Source organism: Flavobacterium sp. FlaQc-30, from assembly GCF_044005885.1.
GTDB lineage: Bacteria > Bacteroidota > Bacteroidia > Flavobacteriales > Flavobacteriaceae > Flavobacterium.
In genome coordinates this window covers 1,018,743-1,034,741 of the sequence record NZ_JBIPCO010000001.1, presented here as the reverse complement: position 1 = coordinate 1,034,741, position 15,999 = coordinate 1,018,743, and the positions used below count along the sequence as shown (strand labels likewise).

The window sequence follows — 15,999 nt, the reverse complement described above, 5'->3', positions numbered from 1 at the left end:
ACACTTTAGATAAAGAAACTATCGTGCCGTAAACCAAATACCAAACCCCAAAGCACCAAAACCACTTATTATCAACAGGTTAACACTGAATATACAAAAATACAAAAAATACGAATAGTGTGTAAATCAATTATATAGTGTGTAAAAAGTAAACACTTTTTGTGTTTACTTAGCCCTATAACACAACAAAACCCGACAAGTAAACTTGTCGGGTTTATGATATAGATTAAAAAAAGCTGTCGAAATCGACAGCTTTACTTATTTATTCTTGAATTGGATTCATTTTGAAAGTATCCATAAAGGCAGTTGTGTAATCTCCTGCAATATATTTAGGATCATCCATCAATTGTCTATGGAAAGGTATTGTAGTTTTTACACCTTCAATAACAAATTCATCCAAAGCTCTTCTCATTTTACTGATCGCTTCTTCACGAGATTGTGCAGTTGTAATTAACTTAGCAATCATTGAATCGTAATTTGGCGGAATGCTGTAGCCTGAATAAACGTGAGTATCTAAACGAACTCCGTGTCCTCCTGGCATATGAAGCGTAGTAATTTTTCCTGGTGAAGGACGAAAATCATTATAAGGATCTTCGGCATTAATACGACATTCGATAGCATGTAATTGTGGTAAATAGTTTTTTCCTGAAATTGGAATTCCAGCAGCAACCATAATTTGCTCACGAATCAAATCGTAATCAATTACTTGTTCTGTAATTGGATGCTCTACCTGAATACGTGTATTCATTTCCATGAAATAGAAATTTCTGTGTTTGTCAACCAAAAATTCTACAGTTCCAGCTCCTTCATATTTAATGAATTCAGCAGCTTTTACAGCAGCTTCTCCCATTGCAGCACGTAATTCGTCTGTCATGAAAGGCGAAGGTGTTTCTTCAGTCAATTTTTGGTGACGACGTTGTACAGAACAATCTCTTTCAGAAAGGTGACATGCTTTTCCGTAAGAATCTCCAACAACTTGAATTTCGATATGACGTGGTTCTTCAATAAGTTTTTCCATGTACATTCCGTCATTTCCAAAAGCTGCCGCAGCTTCCTGACGTGCACTTTCCCAAGCTTTTAAAAGCTCATCTTCTTTCCAGATAGCACGCATTCCTTTTCCACCACCACCAGCAGTAGCTTTCATCATAACTGGATAACCAATTTCTTTAGCTATTTTGAGTGCATGTTCGTAAGATTCTAATAATCCGTCTGAACCTGGCACACATGGTACTCCTGCCGCTTTCATTGTAGCTTTTGCAGAAGCTTTATCTCCCATTCTGTCGATCATTTCAGGAGCCGCACCAATAAATTTGATTCCGTGCTCTTGACAAATTTTTGAGAATTTAGCATTCTCAGAAAGAAAACCGTATCCTGGGTGTATTGCATCTGCATTTGTAATTTCTGCAGCAGCAATAATATTTGACATTTTTAAATACGATAAGTTACTTGGAGGAGGTCCAATACAAACCGCTTCATCAGCAAATTTAACGTGCAAGCTTTCTGCATCTGCTGTAGAGTAAACTGCAACAGTTTTGATTCCCATTTCCTTGCAAGTACGAATTACACGAAGTGCAATTTCTCCTCTATTCGCAATTAATATTTTTTTAAACATCTTATTTTAATTAGATAATTAGACAATTTGATAATTAGATAATTTTAGATGTCTGTATTAATTCTGTCAGATCAATCTAAAATCTAAAATCTAAAATCTAAATTTATTTATGATGGATCTACTAAGAATAAAGGTTGATCAAATTCAACTGGAGACATATCGTCAACAAGAATCTTAACAATTTTTCCTGAAACTTCTGATTCGATTTCGTTGAATAATTTCATTGCTTCAATTACACAAAGAACATCTCCTTTTGCGATAGTGCTTCCTACTTCAGTAAAAACTGGTTTGTCTGGAGATGGTTTTCTATAAAATGTTCCAATAATTGGAGATTTTATCGTTATGAATTTAGAATTTTCAGCTGGAGCTTGTGGCTCAGCCGCTACATTTACAACTACTGGCGCTGTTACTTGCGGTGCAGCTGCTTGTGGTAATGCTGCCTGAGCTGGCAATTGCTGTACATAAGTAGTTTCTGTTACATTTCCTTCTAAAGTTGTTCTGATCGTGATTTTTACATCATCCATTTCTAACTTCACTTCTGCAACTCCCGAATTTGCTACAAATTTGATTAGGTTTTGAATTTCTTTTAAATCCATAATGACTCGTTTTTAGTTTTGATTTATTTTTTATCGTAAGCCCATTTTAGGTAAATAGATCCCCAAGTGAATCCACCGCCAAATGCAGCTAAAATAATATTGTCTCCTTTTTTGAGTTGTTTCTCAAAATCATAAAGTACCAAAGGTAATGTTCCTGAAGTTGTATTACCATATTTTTCAATATTAACTAATACTTTAGACTCTTCTAGTTCAAGTCTTCCTGCAGTTGCATCAATGATGCGTTTGTTTGCTTGATGCGGTACTAACCAATCAACATCTTGATTTGTTAGATTGTTTCTTTTCAAGATCAGCTCGCTTGCGTCTGCCATATTGGTTACAGCATATTTAAATACTGTTTTACCATCTTGCATAATATTGTGTTGTCTGTTTTTTACAGTATCTTCTGAAGCCGGGATTAAAGATCCTCCAGCTGGTATTTTAAGAAAATCACGACCTACTCCATCGCTTCTTAAATACTCATCTTGTAAACCTAAGCCTTCATAATTTGGCTCAAATAAAACAGCACCGCCTCCATCACCAAAAATAATGCAAGTTGCTCTGTCTGTATAATCTACAATTGATGACATTTTATCTGCACCAATTAATAGTACTTTTTTATATCTTCCAGATTGTACATAAGCCGCAGCAGTTGACATTCCGTATAAGAAACTTGAACAAGCTGCTTGCAAATCATAAGCAAATGCATTAGTTGCTCCAATTTCTGTTGCAACATAAACTCCTGTAGAAGCCACCATCATATCTGGTGTTGCTGTTGCCATAATAACCATATCAATTTCTAAAGGATCGATATTAGCTTTTTCGATCAAATCTTGTGCTGCTTTTATAGCAAGGTACGATGTTCCTTTGTCAGCATCTTTAAGAATCCTTCTTTCTTTAATTCCGGTACGAGTGGTAATCCATTCGTCATTGGTTTCTACCATTGTTTCCAACACTTTGTTAGAAAGTACAAAGTCTGGAACGTATCCTCCAACAGCGGTAATTGCGGCTGTGATTGTATTCATTATATTCTATTATTTCCTTTCAAATATTGTTATTTGAAAAATTTTTAAAAGACTTGAAAATTACAAAAAAAATCAAAACGAATTTGCCTGTATTTTCTTAAAAAACGAAAATTATAACCAACAAAAAAAACTCTCACTATGTGAGAGTTCTAGTATAATTTACAAAAACGTATTAAGCAACCGCTTCAGATTTATCGATAACAACTTGCCCTCTGTAGTACATTTTACCTTCATGCCAGTAAGCTCTGTGGTATAAATGTGCTTCTCCAGTAATAGGACATGTAGCGATTTGAGCTACAGTAGCTTTATAATGTGTTCTTCTCTTATCTCTTCTTGTTTTCGAGGTCTTTCTCTTAGGATGTGCCATTTTACTATATTATTTATCCGTTAATAGTTTCTTTAATTTTTCCCAACGCGGGTCAATATCTTCTTCTTGTTTACTCTCTTCCTTTTGTTCTTTTACACTTAATTCATTCAACTTTGTTAAAGCTTCGGTCTGTAAAGTCCCGTCTTTAACCCCTGGATGAATTCGTTTTTGAGGCACTGAAAGCGCTATCATTTCATAAATGTACTGTGCTACATTCAATTCATGCTCTCCATGCGGTAAAATCAACAACTCTTCATTATCATCATTGAATTCATCTCCAAAGCGAACAATCAATTTCATTTTCCCTTTTAAAGGAAGATCAAAATCTTCACTTGTTAGATCACAAGGCACATTTACGGTTCCTTTATGTTTGAATTCTAACTCTAACATGTTGCTTTTCTTTTCGAAAACCAAACTCACTTTAATTTCAGAACTTTGAAACTCTTCATAGTCAAAGTCTTTAAAGAACGTGTTATTTATTTGATACTCAAAATGGTGTTTTCCCAGCTTTAACCCTATAAAAGGAATTAAAAATTCTTTTGTTTTGCTCATTTCAACATCAATTTGTACAATTCGAATATAAAACTACATATCTGAATTGGGGTGCAAAGATATAAAATTATTATAAATCTAATAATCTTATTCACCTTTTTTTGTTTATAACTGTTTTTCTTTTATTTTAAGAGGTTTTTGGCTAATCTCCTCATACTGATTACGCGAGCGAAAAATATCAAGCGCAAGATAAACAGCCTCTTTAAACGAGTTGAAATCTGCCATGTCTTTTCCAGCAATATCATAACCAGTTCCATGATCCGGCGATGTTCTAATTTTATTTAAACCTGCTGTATAATTAACTCCTTTACCAAAAGACAATGTCTTGAACGGAATCAATCCTTGGTCGTGATAAGTCGCTACAACAGCATCATATTTCTCATATTGACCGCTTCCAAAAAATCCATCGGCAGAAAATGGACCGAAAACCATAGTTCCAGAATCGAATATTTTTTTCAAAACCGGTTTCAAAACCAAATCATCTTCTTTTCCAATCACGCCGCCGTCGCCGCAATGTGGATTTAATCCTAAAACTGCAATTTTTGGTTTTACTATACTAAAGTCTTGAATTAAAGATTTTCTGATTGTTTCAATCTTTCTTGTAATTAATTCTTCTGTTAAATGCGAAGAAACTTCACTTATAGGCACATGATCTGTCAACAAACCTACTCTTAAGTTATCCTGAACCATCATCATTAAAGCATTACCTTCTAACTCTTGGTCTAGATAATCGGTATGACCTGGGAATTTAAATTCTTCAGATTGAATATTGTATTTATTTATAGGAGCCGTAACAAGCACATCGACCAAACCTTCTTTTAAAGCTTTTGTTGCTGCTACAAATGATTTTATAGCATACTCTCCTATTTTTTCATCATTAGTCCCTAAGTTAATATCAACCCCTTCTCTCCAAAGATTAAACACGTTCACTTTTCCTGGAACAATCTGATCTAATTTATCTATTCCATGAAACTGAACGGTCGAAGTAAAACTTTTTTTAACAAAGGATAGAATTTTAGCGTTTGCAAAAATAACCGGTGTACACAATTCAAGCATTCGAGAATCCTCAAATGTTTTTAGTATAACTTCGCTTCCAATACCGTTTAAATCTCCAACTGAAATTCCAACAATTATATTTTCTGCTTTTTTATTCATGAGCTCAGCTTATTTATTACTAATTTTGATGTGCAAATTTAGTAAAATAAAACCACAATGTTCACAGGAATTATAGAAACCCTAGGAAGGATTCACGAAATACAAAAAGACAAAAACAACTTACATGTAACTGTCGACTCCTCTATTACAAACGAATTAAAGATTGACCAAAGTGTTTCGCACAACGGAATCTGCCTTACGGTAGTTGCCATAAAAGATTCATTTTATACGGTTACTGCAATTGAAGAAACTATTTTGAAGACCAATATTGGCGACTGGAAGGTTAATGATATTGTAAATCTAGAAAGAGGCATGAAACTTGGCGACCGTCTTGACGGACATATTGTACAAGGTCACGTTGACCAAACTGGTATATGCACAAAAATTGAAGAGGCTAACGGAAGTTGGAATTACACTTTCGATTACGATGCAAGTCTTAGCAATATTACAATCGAAAAAGGCTCTATAACGGTAAACGGAGTTAGTCTGACGGTTGTAAATTCTAAAACCAACGAATTCAGTGTTTCTATTATTCCTTATACTTTTGAAAACACTAATTTCAAAAACTTCAAGGTTGGCACTAAAATTAACTTAGAGTTTGATGTTGTTGGAAAATACATTTCAAGACTTTATTCAATAAACAAATAGTTTTAGAAAAAAATCAAAACGAAAAAGCTTCAAATTAATTTGAAGCTTTTTTTGTTTTATTTCGATATATAATTGTTATTCCCAGAATTAATCCGCTTGCAATTAAAAAAGAAAGATCCTCATTAATTGGCACTTTTGTTGGCGGCGGAGGCTTAGTATCTCCAGCACGTGGCGGAGGCGGCATCTCTTCAGCCAAAATATATAACGGGTTAGATACTATCAAAAAAAAGGCGAGCCAAACAGTTCTTACAATTCTCATAAATTCAAATTTCATTACAAAAAAGCAACTTTGATAAGCCAAAACAGTCCCACCTATCCAATAAAACAAAATGTAGTATAATTCTTATGTCAAATATATACCTATTTTATAAAAAACACAAAATTTTCCAACTGTTTTCCTTTTTTAGAACTTTTAAAACTCTTTTTAGCATCATGAAATTTAAAAACTTCCCACAGAATAAAGTTTCAAAAAATGTATCTTCTTTAAATAAGTCAGAAAGAACTGTAAAGTACGAGATTGAAAAATAAAATACGATTTCTTTTTAAGCCCTGACCATCATCAACTATACTCTAATTAATATATTTGCAGGAAATAATACAGAACAAAAAGCGCAAAACATCATTCCTTTAGCCAAACAAATAATGGAGAATAAATTTACAGTTGGAAGTTTGTACGCAGGTGTAGGCGGTATATGTCTAGGTTTTAAAAAAGCTGGTTTTAATCTAAAATGGGCCAATGAATTTGACAAACACGCATGCAAAACTTACAAGTCAAATTTCGAACACGATTTAATTGAAGGCGATGTAATGAACTTAAATTTAAGTTCTCTTGAAAAAATAGACATTTTAACGGCTGGATTTCCCTGCCAGCCTTTTTCGCTTGCTGGACACAGAAAAGGTTTTGAGGACAGAAGGGGAAATCATTTTTTTAAAATCCTTGATTTTATTGACGAAATGAGACCTAAGGTTGTTTTTCTTGAAAACGTTAAAAACTTAAGAGGACATGACAAAGGCAATACTCTTAAGGTTATCGAAAGTGAAATTAAAAAACGAAACTACACGTTTGACAGCGCTATCTTAAACACTAAAGATTTTGGAAACACGCCTCATAACAGAGAAAGACTTTTTATGGTTGCTTTTGACAAAAACTTTGTCAATAACAAAAAGTTTAGATTTGAATTTCCTAAAAAAGAAAATCTGACTACCACAGTAAAAGATTTAATCCTTACCGAAAAAGTACCAGATAAGTTTTATTATGGCGAGGATAAATATATGTACAATACACTAAAAGAATCTATTGTCGATAAAGGCAAAATTTATCAATTCAGGAGACATTATGTTAGAGAAAACAAAGCTGGCTTATGCCCAACTTTGACTGCAAACATGGGAACTGGCGGACATAACGTTCCAATTATTATAACAGATCATGGGTTTCGAAAACTAACGCCTCGCGAATGTTTTAGATTTCAAGGTTTTCCAGACAGCTTTAAACTTCCTTCTATTTCAAATTCTAACTTATACAAACAAGCGGGAAATTCGGTAAGCATGCCTGTTATTGAAAGATTGGCCAACGAGATTTCTAAAGTTATTGAAAAAGTCGAAAAGAAGAAAAACGCCTAAACTCTATTTCTCTTGGATTTTACTCTTTGAAAATTCTATTTCTCTTTGAATTTTCAGCAAACAAGTATCTAGTTCTTTCTGAATTTCTTTGCTCCAAAAACGTATTACTTTCCATTCTCTTGAAATTAAATAAGCATTAACCTCAGCATCGCGCTTCCTATTTCGTTCAATTTTAGGAATCCAATATTCACGATTCGACTTAATACGCTCTTGATTTAAGTCCCAATCTTTACCGTGAAAAAATTCACTGTCTATAAAAATGGCAATTTTATACTTTGCAAAAGTCAAATCAGGCTTACCAAATACCTTTTTATTGTTCTTTCTATACCTATAGCCAAGCTGCCACAAAGCCTTTGCAATCCTAACTTCGTCTTTGGTTGCGGTGCTCTTTATAGCCTGCATATTTTTTCTCCGTTGTTCAGGCGTTAAATTATCCATTGCCTTATCCTGATTAAATTTGTCTTTGCAGTATAAATTTAATTCATTTTTCGACAAACAATGAAATTTCAATGACTTACCTAAAAAACAAATCAATACATATTGTTGCGGAGGAGTATTAAAAACAAGAATTTACCGTAAAGAGCACAAAGAAAAACACAAAGGTTCACAAAGTTTTTCAATTAAACTTTACGAACCTTTGCGTTCACCGATATAGAGCTTATTCATCTTCTTATCAAACATAACCCGTGGTTTCAACTATGGGAAACGTGTTTTTAAATATATTGTGTTCCCGTGGTTGAAACCACGGGCTATATTTTAATACAATTAATGGCAAATTTTTATCAATCACCAGTTTTAGATTTGATCGTTAAAAAACAAAAAAGCCTTTACATTGCTGTAAAGGCTTTCTATTTCTAAATAAGTGGTCCCACCTGGGCTCGAACCAGGGACCACCTGATTATGAGTCAGGTGCTCTAACCAGCTGAGCTATAGGACCGGTTTAGAGGATGCAATATTACTACTATTTTTCATTCACTCCAAATATTTTAAGACATGATTTGCATTTAATTTTAATTCGAAGCCCATGTTTTTAAAACAAGATTGATTTTCAAGACATTATTAAGAATAAAAAAAGGAACTTTTTTTATCTAATTTCCTGACAAAGCTCAACCAAAACACCATTTGTATTCTTTGGATGCAGAAAAACTACCAATTTATTATCCGCACCTTTCTTCGGAACTTCATTTATCAATACAAAACCTTCGCTTTTCAGGCGTGAAATCTCGGCATGAATATCGTCAACATCAAAAGCGATGTGATGAATTCCTTCACCTTTTTTTTCTAAAAACTTCGCAATCGGACTTTCTGGATTGGTCGCCATCAAAAGTTCAATTTTATTTGTCCCGGTTTGAAAGAAAGAAGTTAAAACCCCTTCACTTTCTACCGTTTCTTCTTTGTATGATGGAACACCCAATAATTTCTCGAACAACACATTTGCATCATCCATATTTTTTACGGCAATTCCAATATGTTCTATTTTATTTACCATCTTATTTTAATTGAGTTACATAAGTATTAAAATAACCACATTCTGCAATTACATCCTGATAATATTTAGTATCCGAATATTCTTTTTGCAGCGTTTTAAATCCATTCCAAGCAATAAAGTTCACTTTATCGTCATTGGCATCCCACCAATATCTAACACTATTGTATTTAGTATTATAATATTCGTTTCGTTCGCATTTCGAAATTAAATATACACATTTTGCTTTTTGTTCTTTTGTAGATGCTGCCTGTAATGCTTTTTGATAATACATTTTAGAAACACTGCAATCTGTAATCATCTTTTTCATAGAATCTCTAAACGAATATGGACTTGAGCCGTAACCTACAATAGTAATTTCGTAAAAAGTTCTTCCGTTTCCAAAATGCGAAATATTATAAAATGCATTTCCTAACAATAAGCTATTGGTGTAAACATCTTCGTTTTTAGCCAGTTTATCCTGCATTTCTTTTATTGTATTTAAGAAATCCATTTGTGTATATTTTCTTTTTTGATAAGCGGCGTGATCACAATCGTGGCAGTCTTTTATACTTCCGTTAAACGGATTTCCTAAAAATTTAGAATTCTGAACTGAATCGGTTTGTTTTAAAAATTCAATTGCTTCTGGAATTTTGTTTTTGAAAGTTGCCTGAACTGCTTGAAAGTTATTAATATCTTTTAATTTCAAACTATAAATTCCTGCACCAATACTCTCAATTTCAGTTTTATTAGACTTAGACAAAAACGTTTTTATTCCCTGTAAATTCTTCTCATCATCGTAAAAAGCATTTCCATCATTCCAATAACTGTAACGAGATTCGCCAAAAATTTCAGCCATAACTAAATTCCCTTTTTCACGATAAAGAGTCGACAAATAACTTCTGCTCCACGAAGAAGCATTTTGATAACGAAACTCCTGTCCTTTATAGTTCTTTGGAAGTTCATAATACAACCAATTCAAATCGGCTAGAATTGTTTTCTCGTTTTTATCCGTCAGTTTATCAATTTTGCTTAAGTTGTTTACAAAACGCAATAAACGAAGCTGCATTCCTGCCAATTCGGTTTTAGGAAGTGTTTTTACCGCTTTATCAAAATTCTTATCTGCATTTGCATAATCCCCTTTTAAAGTCTGTAAATATCCAAGAGACAAATCCCATAAATAAGGTCTGTCTGTATTTCCTGCCGCCGAAATTTTAGCCATTAAATCCAGCGCTTTTTTATCAACCTTAGCTTGATTTTCGGTTTTATTTTCTGCAACAGTCAGCTTTTTTACAGGCTGATTTTCTCCGCCATCTTTCTGAAACGAGTTATTTATAGACTGTTCAAGTCCGTTTACCAATCTAGTAGCCAAATAATTTAAGTGCTCACTTTTTGGATCTAATTCGTAAATTTTCTCGATTGCCTGTTTTTCATCTTTATAATAGCCGTGAATAGCCCAAAGTGCTGCTTTCTCTTTATTGGTCTTTGCCATTGTCAGCGCTTTATTCCAATCTGTTTCATTTTTCGGAGCAAAACTATACGCTGTTACCACTCTTAATTCAGGACATTTATCAAAAACCTGCGCATACAAATAGTTCGAAACCGCATATTTCCCTTGTTTATGATTGATTCCAGCAACGTATGAAAGTGCGCGGTAATACAACGTGTTTTTAGGAACTGAGCTTTCTGTTTTATTAAAAAACTCAATTGCTTTTTGCTTATTATTACTGTAAAAACGAGCTTTCATAGTAAGAAACCAATATCTATTTTTTAAGAACGGATCAGACAAAGTATTGTAAACATTCTCGATTGACTGAATCATTTTAGCATCATTGAACGTTTTTGCCACAACGGGATCGTAACTCCAATGATCTTCACTAATTGAAACGGTTTCTATTTTTTGTGCCAAATACAAAAACTCAACAAAGTTCTTTACCTTCTCCTCTTTCAATGGCATCTTTTTTCCCCATTTTAAAGACGAAGCATTCTCTTTTTTTGCTTTATAATACACATGAAGATCTGTGATTTCTTCTTTATTCTTAATCTTATTTTTATTATCTGAATAATAATCTGGCTTCTCATCACCAATTAAAAAATAATTTACTGTTGTAGTATCGATTTTTCCTTTAAGATAAGCTGCCCAATCTGATTTTATGTCTTTATTGAAACGTGAATTATGCTGCGTATCGTAACCAATTCCGTAGAAAATACCGCCTGACAAAAAAAGCGGCGAATACGATTTATCTGCAAAAGTTTCTGGAGTAAAATTGGAGTTATAACCAAAAAAATCCCAATCGTCTCCACCTGCACAAGCATAAATTATTCCGTATGCAAAAAGGAAAGCCGCACTAAAACCAAGAAATAACTTGCTTAAAAATATTCTTCTCATAATTATTTAAATTGAATTCGTCTAAATCGTAAAATATAATTTCTTTTGGAGCCTGCGCTTTATTATCGTCTAAATCTTCAGCCATTTCTTTTAAATCTTCTGGAGAAATTGTCTCTGTTTTAAGCAGATCATTCTCTTCGTAGTAAACACCGTTTTTGTAATTAGATTGTTTTACTTTAAAAAATATTGAACTAATCTGCTCGAAGTTTTTATCTTTTTTGAGTTCGCTGCTATTCAATTTCGAACGCAAACCTAAAACCTTTTGATTCCTGATATGAATTGCCCATGAATAAATAGGAAGTGCATAATCAAGATGCAGCGGATATTTCTTTAAACTTTTAAGATATTTCTCTGAGATTTTTCTGCTGTAAATAGAGTTTAATGAATCTGGCGCTATACTTCCCATATTATAAAACATCAAAACACCGTTATCTACATTCGGAATTTTAGTTTTCTTAAAGTACTTAACTTGATGAAGTCTAATTGTGGCGGAGAGTTTTTTCTTTGAAAGCTTTTTAATCTGCTCAACAAACTTCAGATAATTGTCTTTGCTGTTTAATGTCCAATCGCAGTCAACTTGAATTTCGGTACAATTAATTTTATTCTTGCTGTTGATTTCGGTAATTAAATGAATCGTCTTTTTTGCAAGATCTTCAACATCTAAATACTTCTCAAGCATTACTTTATTTTGAATAAAAACAACTGGAACAATTTCAAATTCCTGCACATTTTCATAAAAATGAACTGGACTTACAGGAAATGGTTGTTGGGTTTGAGGATCAAGTCCGATGTCAAAATACCGAACATAAAGTTTATGAACCTCATTGTCTTTGAGAGCTGCTTTTTCTGTTTCAGAAAATTTTAGATTGGTTTTCCAATAATAAAAAGAAATTATTGGCTGGTCTTTTTTGCTGCACGCAGTCAGAAAAAGAAGTAACAAAACCCAAAAAAATCTTTTAACCAAAACGAAGTGATATTATATTTAAGATCAAAAGTAAGAAATTATCTCGTATCAGAGGTTTTAAATTCTAAAAAATGCGAAAATATCTACGGTGTGAAATCCTAATAAATGGCCAAAAAATTTCAATTAAAGCAAATATAATTGTTATTTTGTGCAATCAAATTTAAAAACCGCTATGTTTAAAAGCAAACTCAAATATATTTCATTTTTACTGGTATTATTAATGGTGAGCTGCGCCAAAAGAGGCAATATTACTGGCGGATTAAAAGACACTCTAGCTCCTATTTTAATATCCAGCACTCCTAAAAACTTAACTACAGATTTTCAGGGAAACGAGATTACACTGGTATTTGATGAATATATTAAATTAAAAAACCTCAACAAACAGCTTATTATTTCTCCTCCAATGAAATATGAGCCGCAGATTACGCCTGTTGGTGTGAGTAAATTTTTAAAGATAAAACTTAGAGATACTTTACAGCCCAATACTACTTACAGCTTAAATTTTGGACAAAGTATTACTGATAATAACGAAGGAAATCCGTTGAACCAGTTTAAATACATTTTCTCAACCGGCGCTTATATTGATTCGCTTACTCTTGGCGGAAAAATTAAAGATGCTTACGCAAAAAACGTAGACAATTTTGTTTCTGTAATGCTTTATGAAGCAAACGACAAATACAAAGATTCTGTTATTTACAAAGAATTTCCGCGATACATTACCAATACTTTAGACAGTATGAGAACTTTTAAATTTGAAAATTTAAAAGCTGGAAAATACTTGTTAGTTGCTCTAAAAGATAAAGGAAGCAATAATAAATTTAATCCAAAAGACGATAAAATTGGATTTATAAAACATTTTATTACGGTACCAAATGATACTATTTTTGAGTTAGAATTATTTAAGGAAACACTGCCATTAAAGGCTTTTAAACCAATTCAAGCTTCTGGTAACAGATTACTTCTTCCGTATGAAGGAACACAGAATTTTAAAAATTCAAAACCAAAAATTGTACTTAAAAACAATGGGCAGATTCTGGAAACTATCGTAACGCAATTTCCAAAAAAAGATTCGCTGCAAGTTTGGTACAAACCTTTAAAAGCTGATTCATTGTCGTTGGAAGTGAGCAATGACAAGTACAATAAAAAATTCACTTTTAAGGTTAAGGATCAGAAAAAAGACACTTTAAATATTAAAGCAGTTCAAAACGGTGTACTTAATTTTAGAGAAAAATTCACATTAGAAACTGAAACTCCACTCGTAAAATTTGATAAAACAAAAATTAGACTTGTAAATAAAGATTCGACTGCGGTTGATTTTACTACAGAATATGACGAGTTCGAACAGAAATTGTACGTTGATTTCAAAAAAGAGCCTTTACAAAAATATAATTTTACATTTTTCCCGGGCGCGTTAACTGATTTCTATGACAAAACAAACGATACGTTATCGTATAAGTTAACCACAAAGGAATTTGAAGATTACGGCAATCTGGTTTTGAATTTACAAAACGTAAAACGCTTTCCTATAATTGTTGAAATTACCAATAAAAAAGGCGATAATGTATATGCTTCTGAATATTCTGAGGGCAAAACAAAAATTGAATTCAACTTACTGCTTCCAGAAGAATTTACGGTTCGAGTTATCTATGATGATAATAAAAATAAGATGTACGACACGGGTAGTTTCTTAAACAAAACGTATGCTGAAGAGGTGTTTTATTATCAAAAAGGCGTAGATGTTCGATCGAACTGGGATGTTGATCAATCTATCGATTTAAATATTCCTTACAATCCTGAAGTCGAGAAAAAAGACGATGATTTAAAGAGAAAGAAGGAAGAGAAAAAAAGGAAAGCTTTTTAAACCCTAATTCAATCGCATAAAATGGATAATGAATTAATTGAGCGTAAAAACTGGTTTCAATCAAACTGGAAATGGATCATTCCTTTAGTTCTTTCATTGGTTTTAATCTCTGGCTATTTACTCTCCAGCTCTGACGAAAACATAATGGATTTTGCTCAAGCGTATAATGATACTGCATTGTATGAAAAGGCAATAGAAAAAGCCAATTCAAACAAAAGAGTTTTAGGAACTGTTGGAGAAATTCAGCCTATCGACAAATTAGCAATTCTAGAAGGTAACACGATTTATACTGACAACAATACTTCGGTTGTATTATCAATCAGAATTAAAGGCACAAAAAGCAAGGGAAAATTAGATATTACGGCTAAAAAAATGGGTTCAGAATGGGAATATAAAAAGATTCTTGTTCGCTGCAAAAACCCAAAAGAAGAAATAACGGTTGTTGGTTCAAATTAAAACATCTTGTTTCTTAGGCAAATTCAGAAGTAAGCGGGCTTTTAACCAAAAATCCACTATCTAGATAAACATAGCCTGTGGTTTCAACCACGGGGATACAGATTATGATCATGATTATGTACCCGTGGTTGAAACCACAGGCTATATTTTTAATATTATGAATAGAAAATCTTTGCGGAGTCACATACGAAGTATTATGCTTAATTTTTCCAGCTCCACAGTTTTTCGTGTTGATCCTAGATTACTTACTTAAGATTGTTTATTTAAAAATTATTCTAAAAAAATAAAAAAACCGATTTCCAGTAAAAACAGCTAAAAACGGAAGAGTTATTCAGAAGTAAGGCGATCAAAAGCCACTGTTTGCAACAGAGTTTTCAATTCTGAATGCGTCTTCTTAGTCCAAATTGATTTTAAAACTGTCTTTATCGTTTAAAAAAGCAAACTTTTTTCGAGCTTCCAGCATTGCATTTTTATCTAGTTCAAGCACAAAAACATCTTCTGTTTCCTGTGGTTCTAAAATATAATTTCCTAAAAAATCTATTGCCTGCGAATGTCCAATATGCTCAAAATTATTGGCATCAAGCCCAATTCTGTTTACTCCAACAACATAACTTAAATTTTCGATAGCACGTGCTTTAAGCAAAGTGTCCCAAGCATTTGTGCGTACTTTTGGCCAATTGGCAACATACAAAAGCAAATCATAATTTTCGACATTTCGAACAAAAACAGGAAATCTCAAATCATAACAAACTTGCAGACAAATTTTCCAATCGAGATAATCAACAATTACTTTTTGAGTTCCTGCTGTATAAAATTCATCTTCACCAGCCAATGTAAACAAGTGTCGTTTGTCATAAAACTGAATTTCACCTGACGGAAAAACAAACAGCATTCGGTTATAATACTTTTCATTTTCAACAATAACCAAACTTCCTACTATTGCACTGCTTTTAGCTTTCGCCATAGCTTTCATCCACAACACGGTTTCTCCCTGCATCGTTTCGGCAACTGCAGAAGGATTCATTGTAAAACCGGTTGAAAACATTTCTGGCAGAACAATAAGATTTACTTCAGAATCGAGCGAATTTATTTTCGCTTCAAAGCATTTTCTGTTTTCAGAAGCATTTTCCCAATATAGATCGGATTGAATTAGTGCTGTTTTCATACTTCAAAAATACGAATTTTCAGCTAAAAAAAATTTGCGTATAAAAAAGTCCGCGTTGCAAAATTTTCTCAAACAGCCTTTTAAAACTGCACTTTTTTTGGAAAACAAAAATACATCAGGAAAAAAA

The 15,999-nt window shown here is 32.9% G+C and carries 16 protein-coding genes and 1 tRNA gene; 4 read left to right on the top strand and 13 right to left on the bottom strand.

Annotated features, from left to right (window positions below; all coding sequences use genetic code 11):
- Positions 1-262 precede the first annotated feature (262 nt).
- The 6 genes from accC to pdxA form a co-directional block, all read right to left on the bottom strand.
- Positions 263-1,612 carry an acetyl-CoA carboxylase biotin carboxylase subunit gene (gene accC, locus ACHRV0_RS04540; RefSeq protein ID WP_089054361.1) on the bottom strand — a complete coding sequence of 450 codons (1,350 nt, stop codon included), beginning with the start codon at positions 1,610-1,612 and terminating at the stop codon, positions 263-265.
- Between the two features lie 107 nt (positions 1,613-1,719).
- Entirely contained in the window at positions 1,720-2,208 is a 489-nt protein-coding gene (gene accB / locus ACHRV0_RS04535; RefSeq protein WP_089054362.1) for an acetyl-CoA carboxylase biotin carboxyl carrier protein, read from the bottom strand.
- Positions 2,209-2,231: 23 nt separating this feature from the next.
- Complete coding sequence (locus ACHRV0_RS04530) at positions 2,232-3,230, bottom strand: beta-ketoacyl-ACP synthase III (RefSeq protein WP_129025070.1); 999 nt, start codon at positions 3,228-3,230, stop codon at positions 2,232-2,234.
- Between the two features lie 172 nt (positions 3,231-3,402).
- The gene (gene rpmF, locus ACHRV0_RS04525) at positions 3,403-3,597 is read right to left on the bottom strand and encodes a 50S ribosomal protein L32 (protein WP_008465217.1); all 195 of its coding nucleotides are present in this window, start codon (positions 3,595-3,597) and stop codon (positions 3,403-3,405) included.
- 9 nt (positions 3,598-3,606) lie between these two features.
- Complete coding sequence (locus tag ACHRV0_RS04520) at positions 3,607-4,149, bottom strand: DUF177 domain-containing protein (protein WP_129025072.1); 543 nt, start codon at positions 4,147-4,149, stop codon at positions 3,607-3,609.
- A 105-nt stretch (positions 4,150-4,254) separates the two neighbouring features.
- Positions 4,255-5,304, bottom strand: a complete 1,050-nt coding sequence (gene pdxA / locus ACHRV0_RS04515; RefSeq protein WP_089054365.1) for a 4-hydroxythreonine-4-phosphate dehydrogenase PdxA — start codon at positions 5,302-5,304, stop codon at positions 4,255-4,257.
- A 57-nt stretch (positions 5,305-5,361) separates the two neighbouring features.
- On the opposite strand from pdxA, the gene ACHRV0_RS04510 reads away from it, so the two are divergent.
- The gene (locus tag ACHRV0_RS04510) at positions 5,362-5,952 is read left to right on the top strand and encodes a riboflavin synthase (RefSeq protein WP_395440043.1); all 591 of its coding nucleotides are present in this window, start codon (positions 5,362-5,364) and stop codon (positions 5,950-5,952) included.
- Between the two features lie 34 nt (positions 5,953-5,986).
- Here the strand turns inward: ACHRV0_RS04510 and ACHRV0_RS04505 are convergent, their stop codons facing one another.
- Positions 5,987-6,211 carry a hypothetical protein gene (locus tag ACHRV0_RS04505; RefSeq protein WP_395440042.1) on the bottom strand — a complete coding sequence of 75 codons (225 nt, stop codon included), beginning with the start codon at positions 6,209-6,211 and terminating at the stop codon, positions 5,987-5,989.
- 383 nt (positions 6,212-6,594) lie between these two features.
- Here ACHRV0_RS04505 and dcm point away from each other — a divergent pair, with 383 nt between their 5' ends.
- Complete coding sequence (gene dcm, locus ACHRV0_RS04500; protein ID WP_129025078.1) at positions 6,595-7,572, top strand: DNA (cytosine-5-)-methyltransferase; 978 nt, start codon at positions 6,595-6,597, stop codon at positions 7,570-7,572.
- A gap of 3 nt (positions 7,573-7,575) precedes the next feature.
- On the opposite strand, the gene ACHRV0_RS04495 is transcribed toward dcm, so the two are convergent.
- The 5 genes from ACHRV0_RS04495 to ACHRV0_RS04475 form a co-directional block, all read right to left on the bottom strand.
- Positions 7,576-8,010, bottom strand: a complete 435-nt coding sequence (locus ACHRV0_RS04495) for a very short patch repair endonuclease (protein ID WP_395440041.1) — start codon at positions 8,008-8,010, stop codon at positions 7,576-7,578.
- Between the two features lie 425 nt (positions 8,011-8,435).
- A tRNA-Ile gene (locus tag ACHRV0_RS04490) sits at positions 8,436-8,509 on the bottom strand.
- Positions 8,510-8,656: 147 nt separating this feature from the next.
- Positions 8,657-9,061: a methylmalonyl-CoA epimerase gene (mce, locus tag ACHRV0_RS04485; RefSeq protein WP_395440040.1), complete on the bottom strand. Its 405-nt coding sequence runs from the start codon at positions 9,059-9,061 to the stop codon at positions 8,657-8,659.
- 1 nt (position 9,062) lies between these two features.
- A complete protein-coding gene (locus ACHRV0_RS04480) occupies positions 9,063-11,426 on the bottom strand; it encodes a hypothetical protein (RefSeq protein WP_395440039.1) in 2,364 nt (787 codons plus the stop codon).
- Entirely contained in the window at positions 11,386-12,366 is a 981-nt protein-coding gene (locus ACHRV0_RS04475) for a hypothetical protein (protein ID WP_241686599.1), read from the bottom strand. Before ACHRV0_RS04475 ends, ACHRV0_RS04480 begins: the two co-directional genes overlap by 41 nt.
- A gap of 196 nt (positions 12,367-12,562) precedes the next feature.
- On the opposite strand from ACHRV0_RS04475, the gene ACHRV0_RS04470 reads away from it, so the two are divergent.
- On the top strand, positions 12,563-14,251 hold the full coding sequence (locus tag ACHRV0_RS04470; protein WP_395440038.1) for an Ig-like domain-containing protein: 1,689 nt from the start codon (positions 12,563-12,565) through the stop codon (positions 14,249-14,251).
- A 21-nt stretch (positions 14,252-14,272) separates the two neighbouring features.
- Positions 14,273-14,707 carry a cytochrome c oxidase assembly factor Coa1 family protein gene (locus tag ACHRV0_RS04465; RefSeq protein WP_395440037.1) on the top strand — a complete coding sequence of 145 codons (435 nt, stop codon included), beginning with the start codon at positions 14,273-14,275 and terminating at the stop codon, positions 14,705-14,707.
- 394 nt (positions 14,708-15,101) lie between these two features.
- On the opposite strand, the gene ACHRV0_RS04460 is transcribed toward ACHRV0_RS04465, so the two are convergent.
- On the bottom strand, positions 15,102-15,872 hold the full coding sequence (locus ACHRV0_RS04460) for a nitrilase family protein (protein WP_395440036.1): 771 nt from the start codon (positions 15,870-15,872) through the stop codon (positions 15,102-15,104).
- Positions 15,873-15,999: the final 127 nt, after the last annotated feature.

Bases quoted from the DNA above. Each gene is read 5' to 3' on its own strand.
- accB (WP_089054362.1), bottom strand. From the start codon at position 2,208: ATGGATTTAAAAGAAATTCAAAACCTAATCAAATTTGTAGCAAATTCG.
- dcm (WP_129025078.1), top strand. From the start codon at position 6,595: ATGGAGAATAAATTTACAGTTGGAAGTTTGTACGCAGGTGTAGGCGGT.
- rpmF (WP_008465217.1), bottom strand. From the start codon at position 3,597: ATGGCACATCCTAAGAGAAAGACCTCGAAAACAAGAAGAGATAAGAGA.
- ACHRV0_RS04505 (WP_395440042.1), bottom strand. From the start codon at position 6,211: ATGAGAATTGTAAGAACTGTTTGGCTCGCCTTTTTTTTGATAGTATCT.
- ACHRV0_RS04460 (WP_395440036.1), bottom strand. From the start codon at position 15,872: ATGAAAACAGCACTAATTCAATCCGATCTATATTGGGAAAATGCTTCT.
- ACHRV0_RS04465 (WP_395440037.1), top strand. From the start codon at position 14,273: ATGGATAATGAATTAATTGAGCGTAAAAACTGGTTTCAATCAAACTGG.
- pdxA (WP_089054365.1), bottom strand. From the start codon at position 5,304: ATGAATAAAAAAGCAGAAAATATAATTGTTGGAATTTCAGTTGGAGAT.
- accC (WP_089054361.1), bottom strand. From the start codon at position 1,612: ATGTTTAAAAAAATATTAATTGCGAATAGAGGAGAAATTGCACTTCGT.
- ACHRV0_RS04495 (WP_395440041.1), bottom strand. From the start codon at position 8,010: ATGGATAATTTAACGCCTGAACAACGGAGAAAAAATATGCAGGCTATA.
- ACHRV0_RS04470 (WP_395440038.1), top strand. From the start codon at position 12,563: ATGTTTAAAAGCAAACTCAAATATATTTCATTTTTACTGGTATTATTA.
- ACHRV0_RS04520 (WP_129025072.1), bottom strand. From the start codon at position 4,149: ATGAGCAAAACAAAAGAATTTTTAATTCCTTTTATAGGGTTAAAGCTG.
- mce (WP_395440040.1), bottom strand. From the start codon at position 9,061: ATGGTAAATAAAATAGAACATATTGGAATTGCCGTAAAAAATATGGAT.
- ACHRV0_RS04510 (WP_395440043.1), top strand. From the start codon at position 5,362: ATGTTCACAGGAATTATAGAAACCCTAGGAAGGATTCACGAAATACAA.
- ACHRV0_RS04530 (WP_129025070.1), bottom strand. From the start codon at position 3,230: ATGAATACAATCACAGCCGCAATTACCGCTGTTGGAGGATACGTTCCA.
- ACHRV0_RS04480 (WP_395440039.1), bottom strand. From the start codon at position 11,426: ATGAGAAGAATATTTTTAAGCAAGTTATTTCTTGGTTTTAGTGCGGCT.